Annotated in this window: 15 protein-coding genes; 8 read left to right on the top strand and 7 right to left on the bottom strand. The window is 53.7% G+C overall.

The window, feature by feature from the left end; genetic code table 11:
• Positions 1-3: 3 nt before the first annotated feature.
• Positions 4-1,443, top strand: coding sequence for an Asp-tRNA(Asn)/Glu-tRNA(Gln) amidotransferase subunit GatB (gene gatB, locus FRIGORI9N_RS06915; RefSeq protein WP_159569069.1), 1,440 nt, complete (start codon positions 4-6; stop codon positions 1,441-1,443).
• Positions 1,444-1,782: 339 nt separating this feature from the next.
• Here the strand turns inward: gatB and FRIGORI9N_RS06910 are convergent, their stop codons facing one another.
• Positions 1,783-2,565 (bottom strand): exodeoxyribonuclease III, encoded by a 783-nt coding sequence (locus FRIGORI9N_RS06910; RefSeq protein ID WP_159569068.1) that lies wholly within the window; start codon positions 2,563-2,565, stop codon positions 1,783-1,785.
• Positions 2,566-2,589: 24 nt separating this feature from the next.
• Here FRIGORI9N_RS06910 and pyrE point away from each other — a divergent pair, with 24 nt between their 5' ends.
• Positions 2,590-3,294 carry an orotate phosphoribosyltransferase gene (gene pyrE / locus FRIGORI9N_RS06905; protein WP_159569067.1) on the top strand — a complete coding sequence of 235 codons (705 nt, stop codon included), beginning with the start codon at positions 2,590-2,592 and terminating at the stop codon, positions 3,292-3,294.
• On the opposite strand, the gene FRIGORI9N_RS06900 is transcribed toward pyrE, so the two are convergent.
• The 5 genes from FRIGORI9N_RS06900 to FRIGORI9N_RS06880 are packed head-to-tail and all read right to left on the bottom strand — an operon-like array spanning position 3,295 to position 6,902.
• Positions 3,295-3,579, bottom strand: coding sequence for a YbeD family protein (locus tag FRIGORI9N_RS06900; protein ID WP_159569066.1), 285 nt, complete (start codon positions 3,577-3,579; stop codon positions 3,295-3,297). It lies immediately after the preceding gene.
• 3 nt (positions 3,580-3,582) lie between these two features.
• Positions 3,583-4,776 carry a D-alanyl-D-alanine carboxypeptidase family protein gene (locus FRIGORI9N_RS06895; protein ID WP_201301422.1) on the bottom strand — a complete coding sequence of 398 codons (1,194 nt, stop codon included), beginning with the start codon at positions 4,774-4,776 and terminating at the stop codon, positions 3,583-3,585.
• A gap of 46 nt (positions 4,777-4,822) precedes the next feature.
• On the bottom strand, positions 4,823-5,461 hold the full coding sequence (locus FRIGORI9N_RS06890) for an alpha/beta hydrolase (RefSeq protein ID WP_159569065.1): 639 nt from the start codon (positions 5,459-5,461) through the stop codon (positions 4,823-4,825).
• Positions 5,458-5,769 (bottom strand): ferredoxin, encoded by a 312-nt coding sequence (locus tag FRIGORI9N_RS06885; protein ID WP_159569064.1) that lies wholly within the window; start codon positions 5,767-5,769, stop codon positions 5,458-5,460. Before FRIGORI9N_RS06885 ends, FRIGORI9N_RS06890 begins: the two co-directional genes overlap by 4 nt.
• Before the next feature lie 41 nt (positions 5,770-5,810).
• Positions 5,811-6,902: a VanZ family protein gene (locus FRIGORI9N_RS06880; protein ID WP_159569063.1), complete on the bottom strand. Its 1,092-nt coding sequence runs from the start codon at positions 6,900-6,902 to the stop codon at positions 5,811-5,813.
• 142 nt (positions 6,903-7,044) lie between these two features.
• On the opposite strand from FRIGORI9N_RS06880, the gene FRIGORI9N_RS06875 reads away from it, so the two are divergent.
• Genes FRIGORI9N_RS06875 through FRIGORI9N_RS06865 form a run of 3 tightly spaced genes read left to right on the top strand, consistent with a single transcriptional unit; the run spans position 7,045 to position 9,343 of the window.
• Positions 7,045-7,797: a biotin--[acetyl-CoA-carboxylase] ligase gene (locus FRIGORI9N_RS06875; RefSeq protein WP_159569062.1), complete on the top strand. Its 753-nt coding sequence runs from the start codon at positions 7,045-7,047 to the stop codon at positions 7,795-7,797.
• Positions 7,794-8,615, top strand: a complete 822-nt coding sequence (locus FRIGORI9N_RS06870; RefSeq protein WP_159569061.1) for a type III pantothenate kinase — start codon at positions 7,794-7,796, stop codon at positions 8,613-8,615. Before FRIGORI9N_RS06875 ends, FRIGORI9N_RS06870 begins: the two co-directional genes overlap by 4 nt.
• Complete coding sequence (locus FRIGORI9N_RS06865) at positions 8,612-9,343, top strand: hypothetical protein (RefSeq protein ID WP_159569060.1); 732 nt, start codon at positions 8,612-8,614, stop codon at positions 9,341-9,343. Before FRIGORI9N_RS06870 ends, FRIGORI9N_RS06865 begins: the two co-directional genes overlap by 4 nt.
• Before the next feature lies 1 nt (position 9,344).
• Here FRIGORI9N_RS06865 and FRIGORI9N_RS06860 read toward each other — a convergent pair whose 3' ends face one another.
• Positions 9,345-10,442, bottom strand: coding sequence for a class I SAM-dependent methyltransferase (locus FRIGORI9N_RS06860; protein ID WP_159569059.1), 1,098 nt, complete (start codon positions 10,440-10,442; stop codon positions 9,345-9,347).
• A 130-nt stretch (positions 10,443-10,572) separates the two neighbouring features.
• Here FRIGORI9N_RS06860 and FRIGORI9N_RS06855 point away from each other — a divergent pair, with 130 nt between their 5' ends.
• Genes FRIGORI9N_RS06855 through ttcA form a run of 3 tightly spaced genes read left to right on the top strand, consistent with a single transcriptional unit; the run spans position 10,573 to position 12,613 of the window.
• Entirely contained in the window at positions 10,573-11,337 is a 765-nt protein-coding gene (locus FRIGORI9N_RS06855; RefSeq protein ID WP_159569058.1) for an SDR family oxidoreductase, read from the top strand.
• On the top strand, positions 11,334-11,738 hold the full coding sequence (locus tag FRIGORI9N_RS06850; RefSeq protein WP_159569057.1) for a dihydroneopterin aldolase: 405 nt from the start codon (positions 11,334-11,336) through the stop codon (positions 11,736-11,738). Before FRIGORI9N_RS06855 ends, FRIGORI9N_RS06850 begins: the two co-directional genes overlap by 4 nt.
• Positions 11,739-11,740: 2 nt before the next feature.
• Positions 11,741-12,613 carry a tRNA 2-thiocytidine(32) synthetase TtcA gene (ttcA, locus tag FRIGORI9N_RS06845; protein ID WP_159569056.1) on the top strand — a complete coding sequence of 291 codons (873 nt, stop codon included), beginning with the start codon at positions 11,741-11,743 and terminating at the stop codon, positions 12,611-12,613.
• Position 12,614 lies beyond the last annotated feature (1 nt).

Here is a 12,614-nt window from a genome sequence, read left to right as displayed (position 1 = left end):
ACCATGCAATGGGAAATTGTGGTGGGTCTTGAAACCCACACCCAGCTCACAACAGAATCAAAAATTTTCTCGGGTGCCAGCACCGCTTTTGGTGCTGAGCCCAATGCACAGGCCTGTGCCGTGGATTTGGCTTTGCCTGGCGTTTTGCCAGTCATGAACAAGGCCGCCGTGCAGCGTGCCATTCAGTTTGGTTTGGCCGTGGGCGCCAAAGTGGCCGAGCACTCCATATTTGCGCGTAAAAACTATTTCTATCCCGACTTGCCCAAAGGCTATCAAATCAGCCAGTTTGAAATTCCTGTGGTGCAGGGCGGAACAGTCAGCTTTTTGCTGGGCGATCAAATGAAAACCGTGCGCCTGGTGCGCGCCCATTTGGAAGAAGACGCAGGCAAAAGCCTGCATGAAGACTTTGCAGGTCAGTCGGGTATCGACCTGAATCGTGCCGGTACGCCGCTGCTCGAAATTGTGACCGAACCCGACATGCGCTCGGCCGAAGAAGCGGTGGCCTACGCAAAAACTTTGCACACGCTGGTTACATGGCTGGGCATTTGCGACGGCAATATGCAGGAAGGCAGCTTCCGCTGCGACGCCAACGTGTCGGTTCGCCCCAAAGGCGAAACCAAGCTGGGTACGCGTTGTGAAATCAAAAACCTGAACAGTTTCAAGTTCTTGCAGGCAGCCATTTTGTTCGAAGCGCAGCGTCAAATCGAAATCATCGAAGATGGCGGCGTTATCAAGCAAGAAACGCGACTTTACGACCCAGATCGCAACGAAACCCGTTCCATGCGCAGCAAGGAAGATTCGGAAGACTACCGTTACTTCCCCGATCCTGATTTGCCTCCATTGATGATTTCCCAGGAGTGGGTTGAGCAGGTTCGCGCTGAAATGCCTGAATTGCCAGGCCAGAAACAGGCGCGTTACACCGCTGATTTGGGTTTGAGTGAATACGATGCGGTTACCGTCACTGGCAGCCGGGCCATGACCAATTACTTTGAAGCGGCCTTGGCCGTTGCAGGCAATGACAAAGCAAAGCCCTTGGCCAACTGGTTGCTGGGTGAGTTTTCGGCCAACCTGAATCGGGAAGACAAAACGCCTGCTGAATCACCCATTGAGCCAGCCCTGATGGCTGCTTTGGTGAAGCGCGTGGTAGACGGAACCCTGAACAACAAAACTGCGAAAGTGGTGTTTGCTGCCCTGTGGGAAGGCAAGTACGCTGACGTGGATGCGTGTATCAAAGGTGAAGGTTTGGAGCAGATTTCCGACTCAGGCGCTGTCGAGAAAATGATTGACGATGTGTTGGCTGCGCATCCCGGCCCTGTGGCCGAGTACAAGGCAGGCAAAGAAGCCTCGTTTAACTTCTTGGTTGGGCAGATCATGCGCGCCGCGCGTGGAAAGGCCAACCCGGCGCAGGTGAATGAGATTTTGAAAGCCAAGTTGAGTTCTTGATTTGACATCTCGATTTGGCTTGAGCCGGCGGCTTGCAAATCTCCACCAAGGCGCATCTCACTGCGGGGCTTAACGCCCAATCGGCGGCGGTGTTTCGATCGCTTCGCCTTCAAGAAAACCTGCCCTTGCGTGCCGAGCAGGGCCGGTGTTGCCCAGTATGGGCGACAGAGAACGGACCCGACCCGCTTTTTAGGAGGGACGTTCTCAGGCATCGTAAGGTTCAGCAAGGGAGCTACAGGTTTTCAGGCGAGAGATTGAAATTCGCGCCGAGTGGGCCTTAAAGAGCTGCGCGTTATCGGAAGTCAAGCCGGTTGAGCGATCCAAGCTAGCTTGCCAAACTCACAGCGGGTGATCGTAATCCGCAATCAGCGGTGCATGGTCTGAAAACTTCTGGCCCTTGTAAACACTCACTTCACGTATCAAGTCACGCAATGCGGGGCTCACCATCTGGTAATCAATTCGCCACCCCACATTCTTGGCATAAGCTTGCCCTCGGTTGCTCCACCAGGTGTAGCAAGCCTCGGTTTCCTCTGGGTACAGCACACGGTAAGCGTCTACCCATCCGCGATTTTCAATTACCTCGCCAATCCAGGCGCGTTCTTCAGGGGTGAAGCCGCTGTTTTTCAGGTTGCCTTTCCAGTTTTTCAGGTCAATTTCCTTGTGGGCAATATTCCAGTCGCCACACAAAACAACAGGCTTCTTCTTGCTCTCAAAATCGTCGAAAATTTGCGCAAAGTGATCTAAAAACCGGAATTTGGCTTCTTGTCGTTCTTCTGAGCTGCTGCCAGACGGAAAGTAGATGGACGACACAATCATGTTCTCGAATTCTGCGGTGACCATGCGGCCTTCAGCATCGAATTCGGCGTTATCTAGTCCATAAGTCACATTAAGTGGTTCGATTTTGCTGTAAATGCCTACTCCGCTGTAGCCTTTTTTCTCTGCGGCCTGAAAGTAGCCTTGGTAGTCCCCTGGTTGCAGGTGTTCCGGCCCAAGATCGGCCAAGTGCGCCTTGATCTCCTGCACGCACACCACATCGGCCTGGCTTTGGTTCATCCAGTCGAAAAACCCTTTTGTGTGGGCAGAACGAATTCCATTCAGATTTGCTGAGATAATGCGGGTCATTGTATGAAGTCAGTTTTTTAGGGATTGATCGTGGTCGATTCAAATCAAAATTTACAGGTTCTTTCCGACCAGTTTTTGCAGTTTGCTGTCGAAAAGCAGGTGTTGCGCTTCGGTGAATTCAAAACCAAGGCCGGAAGAATGTCGCCGTACTTTTTCAATGCGGGTCTGTTCAACACAGGCTCTTCTTTACAAAAGCTCAGTGAATTTTACGCACAAACCTTGCTTGAGCAAACCGCTGAGCGGGGAATTGAGTTCGACATGTTGTTTGGTCCGGCTTACAAGGGTATTCCTTTGGTGGCAGGCGCCACCATGGAAATGGCCCGCCGTGGTCGCGACGTGCCCTACGCCTTTAACCGCAAGGAAGCCAAGGACCACGGAGAAGGTGGTTCTTTGGTTGGTGCTCCCCTGGAAGGGCGTGTTGTCATTGTTGACGATGTCATTTCGGCAGGCACATCGGTGCGCGAATCCGTTGAAATCATTCGCGCCAACGGGGCTGAGCCCGCAGCTGTGCTGATTGCCCTCGATCGCATGGAAAAAGGCATGCGCGATGGTCAGGACACACAGCACTCGGCGGTTCAGGAAGTTGAGCAGTTGTACGGTATCCCTGTGCTGGCCATTGCCAACCTGCAAGATTTGTTGCGCTACCTGTTGACTCGCCAAGCGGCCAATGTTCGCCTGGCCGGCTGGTACGAAAAGGTCAAGGAATATCGTTCCCGTTACGGGGTTTGATCAAAGTACGACCGACACCAGCTCGTGGCCGGACAGCGCCCTGTAGATGTCGTCCAGCTCGTCTTGGTTGTGAACATAGACGTTGCAGGTCAAGCTCAGGTAATTGCCCTTGCTGCTGGGGCGCATGTCAACGCCTGCAACATCAAATCCAGGGCTCATGCTGAGCAATAAATCGCAAATCACCTGAGAAAATTCAGGCACGTTCTTTCCCATCACCTTGATGGGAAAGTGTGTCGGAAACTCAATCAGGCTTTTCTTGCCTTCACTGGGTGTCGGTGTGCTCATTGTTTACTCTTCAAACCACAATTTGGCGGAGTCCACCATTCGGCCAAACAAACCGGCTTCTTCGACTGTGGACAGGGCCAGAAGCGGCACAGTACCAATTGTTTCGCCGTTCAGTGTCAACTTCAAGGTGCCCAATTCGGTGCCCGCAGGAATTGGCGCAATCAGGGTGCCTTTTTTCTCGACGGTGGCCTTCAATTGTTTGGCCATGCCGCGTGGCACATTGATCAGCAGGTCCTTGTTCACGCCCAGCTTTATCTCTTTGGCCTGGCCTTTGTAGACCTCGCTGGTGCTGATGGCTTGCTTGGCTGAATAAAGCTTCACGGTTTCAAACATTTGATAACCGTAGTTCATCAGTTTCAGGCTTTCCTGGGTGCGGGCCTGGTCCGATGTGGTGCCCAGTACCACCGACAGCAGGCGGCGATCAACTCCGTTGGGCAGTGTGCGATTGGCCGAGCTGACCAGGCAATAGCCAGCCGATGCAGTGTGGCCGGTTTTCATGCCATCCACGGAAGAGTCAATCCACAACAGGCGGTTGCGGTTGGGCTGACGAATGCCGTTGTAGGTGTATTCCTTGGTCGAGTACATCTTCTTGTAGTACTCAGGAAAGTCTTGAATGATCCGTTTTGCAAGAACTCCCAGATCGCGCGCCGTGGTGTAGTGCTGCGGATCGGGCAGACCTGTGGCGTTTTTGAAGTTGGTGTCCGTCAGGCCCAGTCGCTTGGCTTGCTGGTTCATCAGTGTCGCAAAGTTGTTTTCGTCCCCTGCCAACAGTTCGGCTATCGCACGGCTTGCGTCGTTGCCCGACTGCACAATCACACCGTAAAGCAGTTCTTCAACTGTGACTGGCTTGTTGGGTTCGATAAACATGCGTGAACCTTCCGCCTTCCAGGCATAGGGTGACACTGGCACTTGTTGATCCATGCGAATTTGCTTGCTTTCAAGTGCTGCAAAAGCCATGTAGGCCGTCATCAACTTGGTCAGCGAAGCGGGATCAAGGCGTTCGCGGCTATTGAACTCGGCCAGGGTTTGGCCCGTGGTCAGGTCTAGCAACATATAGCCCTTCGCGCCGATTTCGGGTGGAGGGGGCATGACACTGGATTGGGCAACCGCTTGCGTGGCAACTCCGATACCCAGGCCCAGAACCAATGAAAGTTGGCCCACATGGCGTTTGAATCGGGAAATTCCTGAATTAAACAAGTAAAAAGCTCCTGTGCTAGAAATGGGTAAGGAAAGTGGATGGCGTTTAGCTTGGGTAATAACGCACAACCAGCTCTTTGAGTTGAGGCAGTTTGCCGTGAAAAAAATGTTCCACTCCTGGCAAGACCATCACTGGCAGGTTTTGTTCACCTGCCCAACGTAAAACATCGCTTAGCGGCACAGTGTCGTCGACTTCACCATGAATCACCAGTGTGTTGTCAGGTACAGGGGCCACGTCAAAACGACTCGTGGCAGTGCCCACCAGCACCAGTTTTCCGATGTTTATTCCAGCCTCGCGCAGTCGTTGTGCGCCGTGGCTGGTTACAAATGCACCGAAGGAGAAACCAGCCATGGCAACCGGCTGGCTTTGTAGCTCCACGGGCAGCAAAGTTGTGCGGGCCTGTTCAGTCAGTTGCGCAAGGTCGTCGGTTTCGCCTTGACCGTTGTCGTGCGTACCAGCGCTTTGACCGACACCCCTGAAATTGAAGCGCAAGGTCGTGTAGCCCATTTGAAGAAACGCGCGCGCTAGCGTTTGAACAACTTTGTTGTCTTTGGTGCCACCAAACAAAGGGTGGGGGTGTGCAATGACCGCCAAGCCGCGTATCGCTGCGGTGGGTTCGTCAATAGACACTTCGATCGGGCCTGCGTGGCCGTCCCACAGTTCATGTCGGGTTTTCGGATTCATGGCAATCGCAGGCGTTCGACGATTTCACCGCCCACCAAGTGAGAATCAATAATTTCATCCACGTCCGAGATGTCCACATAGGTGTACCAAACACCTTCGGGATACACCACCATCACGGGGCCTTCATCGCAACGATCCAGGCAACCCGCTTTGTTCATCCGGATTTTCCCCTGTCCATTCAAGCCCAGCTTTTTGATGCGCTCCTTGGCGTGTGCATGCGCTGCCGATGCGTGGCAATCTGCGCAACAATTTTCATTGTTGGGGCGTTGGTTGGTGCAAAAGAAAACGTGCTTCTCGAAGTAGCTCATGGCTGGGTGAATCCGCGTGATTGCTCAGGGTATGGTCCCTATTATCGCCGAAAACGTCGCTCGGGCAGGCTCAAAAAGGTCAAAACAGTCAGCGCCAAAATTGGCCACAACTCGCTCACCCAGCGCCCGGCCTCTTGCAGGCTACGAAAAATTGCCAGAATGCCGCTGCCTGGGTTGCCCAGGTCGGGGTCGTAAACACCGGGTAAAAGCAAGGTGATCAACCACCCACCCAACAAGTGCAACAGGCCGATGCGAGCCATGTGGTGGGGCAACACCTGCATCATCGAAATGGTCAGTGCAACCACAAAGGCGATCAGCAGGCCCAAACTATTGGCCTCAAACCAACGTTGCCCCAAGTAGCTCCACGCCGACATGGGTGCCAGTACCAGGTAATCAAGCAAGCGAATCAATAGCGTCAGCGCAATCAACACAATCAAGAGTCGTGTTCGTGGCGAGCCAGCATGGGTCTGGGCAAGGCCAACCATCCAGGCGCACATCAAAAAACAATAGTTGATGAATGTGGGGGCGATTGTTTCAATTTTCAGCAATACCTCCAGGGGTATTCCAAATGGCGTGCTGTGCTGCAGCGGGCCGGGTATTTCCAGCAAATTACCCAGCCACAGCCCTGTGCTGAATGTCGGGTTTTGCGGCGGTAAAATGCTGAGAAACCAAAGGCTGAGCAAGCCCATGCCAATCCATGCACGCTGAATCAGCCAATGTTCAATTCTGCGGTTTAATAATGGGGCAATTCGGTGGTGCGCGGTCACGTAAATACCCGCCAATACGCCCAAGACGCCACCAATCGCATTGGTGACCAGGTCCATTTTCGAAGGCACCCGGCTTGGCAAAAATGTTTGCATCGATTCCAGGGCCAGCGAGATCAGCGCACACACCAGCACCACAAGTATTTTGTCGAATGTACGCGGCTGCCGGTTCAGCCCCAGCAGCATCAGAAAGCCCAGCGGAATGTAGCCCCCGATATTGATGAATACATCGGCCCACAGTACTTTCTGATGCACGGGTATCCAGGGGCCAAACAGAAATTCAAAAGGACCAATGCCAATGTGTCGCCAGTCACTGTAAGGAAACAGGCTCAGGTGAATGACCATGCACGCATACAGACTCGCAAACATCAGAATCCCGGTGTATGGGGTTCTTTTCAGCAGGCTGGAATGGATTGGTGACATTGGGTTTGAGCAGTTCCTTGGTTTTGAGTCCCATTCGAGGGTTAAGATGGGCGAAATTTCACAACTTGCCTGAAATAATCGTCATCCGATGTTAACCCAAGCCGAAGTGCACTGGATCGAACTCGATTCAGTCGACTCAACAAATGATTATCTCAGCCGCGCTTACCAGCGGGGGCGAGTGTCGGGTGTTGCGGCAGTGCTGGCCAACATGCAAACCGCTGGCCGCGGGCGTGGCGGGCGAGTGTGGCAGGCGCGGCCCGGTTCTGGTTTGTGCGTGTCTTTGGGCTTGCCCATGGCGGGGCTGCAAATACCCTTCTTGCCGCTTTGTGTCGGCGTGGCAGTGGCTGAGGTTCTTGAGCAATGGAATGTGCCCGTGCGCCTGAAGTGGCCCAATGATTTGTTGGCGGACCAACAAAAATTGGGCGGTGTGCTGTGCGAATCCTTTCAAACCGGGCAGGGGGCAGTCACTGTGGTCGGGATTGGGCTGAATATTCAGCCCGTCGATGTTCCCGACGCGCTTTCCGGTCGGGGGGCCACCAGTTTGTCGAACTATTTGCCAGCGTCGAGTCTGCCTTCATCGCGCAACCTGGCCGAGCAGGCCGTGTTTTCGGTTTTGAGATGGATTGACATGGCAAGCGTACAAGGAATTGACGCGATATTTGCTGAATTCACCCGGCGTGATTCCTGGCTGCACAATCCAGTGCAAGTGGAAGACCAAGGGGTGGTTTGTTTTACAGGCGAGGCCATGGGAATTGACCGGCAAGGTGCGTATTTGGTAAATACAGAACAGGGCCTGCGTGCAGTTCATGCGGGCGATCTGTCATTGAGGGTGCGGCCGTGAGCAATACTGGCAGCTTGTTGTGTATCGATGCAGGAAACACGTTGGTGAAGTGGTGCTTGCACGCGAGCGTCAGTTTGCCGTTTGAGCAGCCCTCGGCTTTTTTCAGTCACCCGACCACAGGTTTTAAGCCTTTCTCTGGCGCATCGAAGTTGTTGCACCAGCAACTTGCCCCTTGTTTGGATCATGCCCAGTCCCCAGTGCAGGCGGTGTTGCTCAGCAATGTCTTGGGCCCGGATTTCGAACGGTCAGTGCGCGAAGTGTGCGAGGTTGCTGGCGTGGCCCTGCATGTATTGACTGTGAACAGGCATGCCGAGGTTCAATCGGCATACGAAACCCCAGCTGCTTTGGGTAAAGACCGATGGGCGGCATGCATGGCGTTGACTCAAGTCAGCCAGGCTGCTGTCAATTTGTTGGTGAGCTTTGGCACGGCCACCACGTTCGACATCGTGGTCAAAAATACCCACTGGCAACACTTGGGCGGATACATTGTGCCGGGCATTGAAACCATGCTTCAAAGTTTGCATTCCAACACCGCTGAATTGCCCAAGGTGGATTTCAATCTCGCCACTGCCAACACTTGGCCTGTCAGCACGCAGCAGGCAATTGGCCAAGGCGTTGGTCGCATGCAGGCAGCAATGGTGCAGTCAATTGCGGCGCAGTTGGAGCAGGAGCATCGTGAGCCTGCCGTGGTGTGGCTCTCGGGTGGGTTTGCACCCATGATGCAGGCCAGTTTGCCGCAGGCCAAGCTGCTTGAGCATGCTGTGTTCAAGGGTTTGTTGGTTGATTATCTATTGGGTCAGAAAGGTGCGGCAGCATGAATGGTTGGCGTGTTCTGGCTGTGTTCCTGCTATTGGGTAATCTGGTCTTGCTGGGTTTGGGTGTTGTTACAAACAGCAGTTCGCAAAAAGCGATTGATTCACCTGGTTTGCGTGCTGAGTGGGTCGGCGTAGAGCGCCCCTGGGATCAGGCTGTTGATGTCATTCGTGCGCCTACACCCGTGGCCCCTAAAATTGATTTGAAACAGGGGCAAGCCCAGCTCGACAGTGCAATTGAAAATGCAAGTAAACAAGTGTTCGAGAATCCGAAACTCAATCAGGAATGCCTGTTGTGGGGGCCATTGCTGCAAAGTGAATCTGCGCGCGTCCAAGAGGCCTTGCTGAATTGGGGCGGGGAAACTGACAGGCTCGAACGACAAGTGCCAGTAGGCTACGTGGTTTACCTGCCGCAAGACATTGTGAACAGTGGGGTCGGTATTGACCAACTCTCCGGCAAGGGCATTACCGACATGTTTTACATCACCACACCTGGGCCGTTGCAAGGCACTATTTCATTGGGCTTGTTTAGGGACCTGGATCGGGCGAATGTTCAGAAGGCTGACCTGGCCCGGCGTGGTGTCGTGGGGGTTCAAATTCGGGAGCGACTTGGTCCGGTGCGTGTGTTTTTTGAGCTTCGGGGAAATGCCACGCAAATTGAATCAATGCGTTCAGTGTTTGAGTTGAACAGAAAAGGCGAGCTAAAGCCTTGCGAATCGCAAGCAGCATCCTGAGTTAAAGGTCTCCGCTTCGGTCCTTGTCTAAAAATACTTGGGCCAACTGTGTGCCCTCCGCGTTCACGCCTTTGCTCCAGCAAATCACTTTGAATGCTTCACCCATGTCGGCTTCGTTCAGCAGTGTATTCAAATGTTGACGCATCAAGGCGCCACGCGTCGGGTGAGTAAAATCAGGCTGTTGTTGGGCCAGTTCAAGAATGCCATGCGCCAATAAAAATTCGCCTTGGTGCGCATAGCCTTCGAGTTCGCCGTTGCAGCTTGTCAGCGCCTCATACACCGCGCTGAAATTCACGTGGGCCGTCAAATCCTGTTGGCCCACTTTCACCAAAAAATCATCATGTGCTGTGTGGCGGCTTGTCGCGCGCAAGGTGCCTTTGCTGCGCGTAGGGTGGTAGTACATGGCTTCATGAAAACCATAGTCAATCATCAGCGCAAGGCCGTTTAAGCGCTCCGTCATTGTTTTTACCCACGCGGTGCTTTGCTCTGCAATTTCAGATTCATAGCCCTCAGGCCAGGGACCGTGGGCCGATTGCAGGTCAGAAATGGCGGTGGCTAAAACCGGGTCGGCTGGTTTCCATACCCAGCGCAACTCGCCGTTCAGGTGTTGAACCCAAGCTTCAAGTGGCCCGTCGCTTTGCCATTTGAATCGACGAACCGGGGTGGCGTCGAGCACCTCATTGCCCAACACTACGCCGCGGAGTTCATCCGGCAATTCACCAAGCCAATGCACTTTCTGCACCACTTCCGGGCCATGCAGTGCCTTTAACTTGGCCAGTTGCATGGGTTTTAATCCTGCCGACACATCCACGATGTTGTACTGGGTAATCAAATCCCCTGCGGTTTGAAGAATATCGCAAGCCAGTTGCCCGGTTCCGGCACCAAACTCATACACAACACCATTGCAGCGTGGCAGCACGTCACGCAGGGCTTTCCCCAGCGTTTGTCCAAACAGTGGGCTTAGTTCGGGTGCAGTAACGAAGTCACCCTGGCGACCAAAAATTTGCTCGCCCCTGGCGTAGTAGCCATTTTGCGGGTCGTACAGTGCAAATCGCATGAACTCGTCAAAGCGAGTGGCGTGATTAAAATTCGACAGCATGGGGCAGGTCTGGTTTAGAATAGCGGGTTCTTCTTTTAAAAATCAAAGCCTTGAAGTGAACCCTTGTTTGCTTGATGGTGAGTATCCTCGGTTTTCAGATTCTAACCGATCAAACAGCGATGACACAGCGATGACACATGCCAATCCTCAATATGCCCTGGTAACAGGGGGCGCAAAGCGACTGGGTAAAGCCATTTCGCTCGAGCTTGCGCGCGCTGGCTGGTCCATCGTATTGCATTGCCGTTCCTCGCTGGCTGAGGCCCGCGACACAGCGGCGCAAATTGAAGCCCTGGGTGTGCAGTGTGTGGTGGTTCAGGCCGATCTTGAAAAGCCCGACGAGGTTGAAGCCCTGTTCGACGCAGCCGAACAAACCGGGCCCATCCGTTGCGTGGTCAACAATGCGTCATTGTTTGAGTTCGATTCTGGCGAAACCTTTCAGCCCGAGCTTTTTCATCGCCACATGGCCTCGAATCTGGCTGCACCCATTCAATTGGCCAAACGCCTGTTTCAGCATGTACCCGACAACGAGCAAGCTGTCGTGGTAAACCTGCTTGATCAAAAGCTGAAAAATCTGAACCCTGATTTCTTGAGTTACACCTTGACCAAGGCGGGCCTTGAAACCGCCACCACCATGTTGGCCATGGAATTGGCCCCCAAGGTGCGCGTGGTCGGCGTGGCCCCAGGCCTTACCTTGATATCGCACCTGCAAACCGATGCGCAATTCGAGAGTACACACCGAATTTCGCCTTTGAACAAATCTTCCGAGCCCCAGGACATCGCCAACACGGTTCTGTTCCTGGTGCAAAGCCGCGCAATCACTGGCACCACCATTCTTGTGGATGGCGGGCAGCACCTGGTGCCCATGGCGCGCGATTTCAGCATGATGACACCATGACAGACTGGTTTTTTGATTCTCGCCTCGCCGACTGCCGTCGCGTTTTTATTCGTGATTTCGATGTATCGGCTGCCATCGGTGTGTTCCCCCAAGAGTTGGGGCGCACGCAGGCGGTGCGCATCAACATTGATTTTTGGGTAAAGTGCGCCTCCACCCCTTCCGAGCGTGATTTGCTGGTCGATGTCGTTGATTACGACTTCGTTCGCCCGGGCATTCACGGTCTCATTCAGTCGGGCCACATTGGCTTGCTTGAAACGCTGGTGGACAAAACCCTGGCGCTGGTACTCGAGCACCCCAAGGTACTCGCGGCCCGTGTTCGCGCTGAAAAATCCGAGGTCTATCCCGACTGTGAATCAGCCGGTGTCGAGGTATTCCGCTTCAAATCTTCGCAAAGTATTTAATCATGCAAACCATCACGATTTTCCCCAACAAGGCCGAGCAGAAAGACGCGTTTGAGTTCAACAAACTTGAGAAACGCCTGACCAAGCAAGTGGGCCAGGCCATTGCCGATTTCAACATGATTGAAGACGGCGACAAAGTGATGGTGTGCGTGTCGGGTGGCAAAGACAGCTATGGCTTGCTCGACATTTTGTTGCTGTTGCGTCAGCGTGCGCCAATTCATTTCGACATTGTCGCCGTGAATCTGGATCAGAAGCAGCCCGGTTTCCCTGAAGAAGTGCTGCCCAACTATTTGCGCAGCATCAACGTACCGTTTCACATTGAAGAACAAGACACTTACTCAATTGTGAAACGCGTGATTCCCGAAGGCAAAACAACGTGTTCTTTGTGCTCACGGTTGCGCCGCGGTATTTTGTACCGTGTTGCTTCCGAGTTGGGTGCCACCAAAGTGGCTTTGGGGCATCACAAAGACGACATTTTGCAAACACTGTTGCTGAACTTGTTCTACGGCGGTCGCATGAAAGGCATGCCACCAAAGTTGGTCAGCGACAATGGCGAACACACCATCATTCGCCCATTGGCTTATTGCCGGGAACGGGACTTGGCGCGGTATGCCGAAGAAAAGAATTTCCCGATCATTCCGTGCAACTTGTGCGGCAGTCAGGAAAACCTGAAGCGCAAGGAAATGGCGGCGTTACTCAATCAGTGGGAGAAACACAACCCACGCTGGATCGCCAACCTGTTCACGTCCCTGTCCACCGTGGTGCCTTCGCACCTGATGGATCGCAAGCTGTTTCCGTTCGAAACCATTCGCCCCGGTGCGGCGCTGGAAGACGGCGCGGGTGACAAAGCGTTTGATGCGGATGACGAGTGCTAAC

Source organism: Limnobacter sp. 130 (genome assembly GCF_902506325.1).
Classification (GTDB): domain Bacteria; phylum Pseudomonadota; class Gammaproteobacteria; order Burkholderiales; family Burkholderiaceae_B; genus Limnobacter.
Note: the sequence above shows the minus strand (reverse complement) of the source record. Positions and strands in the feature narration are given on the sequence as shown.

Coding starts and splice junctions, on each gene's coding strand:
- gatB (WP_159569069.1), top strand. CDS start 4: ATGCAATGGGAAATTGTGGTGGGTCTTGAAACCCACACCCAGCTCACA.
- FRIGORI9N_RS06855 (WP_159569058.1), top strand. CDS start 10,573: ATGACACATGCCAATCCTCAATATGCCCTGGTAACAGGGGGCGCAAAG.
- ttcA (WP_159569056.1), top strand. CDS start 11,741: ATGCAAACCATCACGATTTTCCCCAACAAGGCCGAGCAGAAAGACGCG.
- FRIGORI9N_RS06875 (WP_159569062.1), top strand. CDS start 7,045: ATGTTAACCCAAGCCGAAGTGCACTGGATCGAACTCGATTCAGTCGAC.
- FRIGORI9N_RS06860 (WP_159569059.1), bottom strand. CDS start 10,442: ATGCTGTCGAATTTTAATCACGCCACTCGCTTTGACGAGTTCATGCGA.
- FRIGORI9N_RS06885 (WP_159569064.1), bottom strand. CDS start 5,769: ATGAGCTACTTCGAGAAGCACGTTTTCTTTTGCACCAACCAACGCCCC.
- FRIGORI9N_RS06880 (WP_159569063.1), bottom strand. CDS start 6,902: ATGTTTGCGAGTCTGTATGCGTGCATGGTCATTCACCTGAGCCTGTTT.
- FRIGORI9N_RS06900 (WP_159569066.1), bottom strand. CDS start 3,579: ATGAGCACACCGACACCCAGTGAAGGCAAGAAAAGCCTGATTGAGTTT.
- FRIGORI9N_RS06890 (WP_159569065.1), bottom strand. CDS start 5,461: ATGAATCCGAAAACCCGACATGAACTGTGGGACGGCCACGCAGGCCCG.
- FRIGORI9N_RS06850 (WP_159569057.1), top strand. CDS start 11,334: ATGACAGACTGGTTTTTTGATTCTCGCCTCGCCGACTGCCGTCGCGTT.
- FRIGORI9N_RS06865 (WP_159569060.1), top strand. CDS start 8,612: ATGAATGGTTGGCGTGTTCTGGCTGTGTTCCTGCTATTGGGTAATCTG.
- FRIGORI9N_RS06910 (WP_159569068.1), bottom strand. CDS start 2,565: ATGACCCGCATTATCTCAGCAAATCTGAATGGAATTCGTTCTGCCCAC.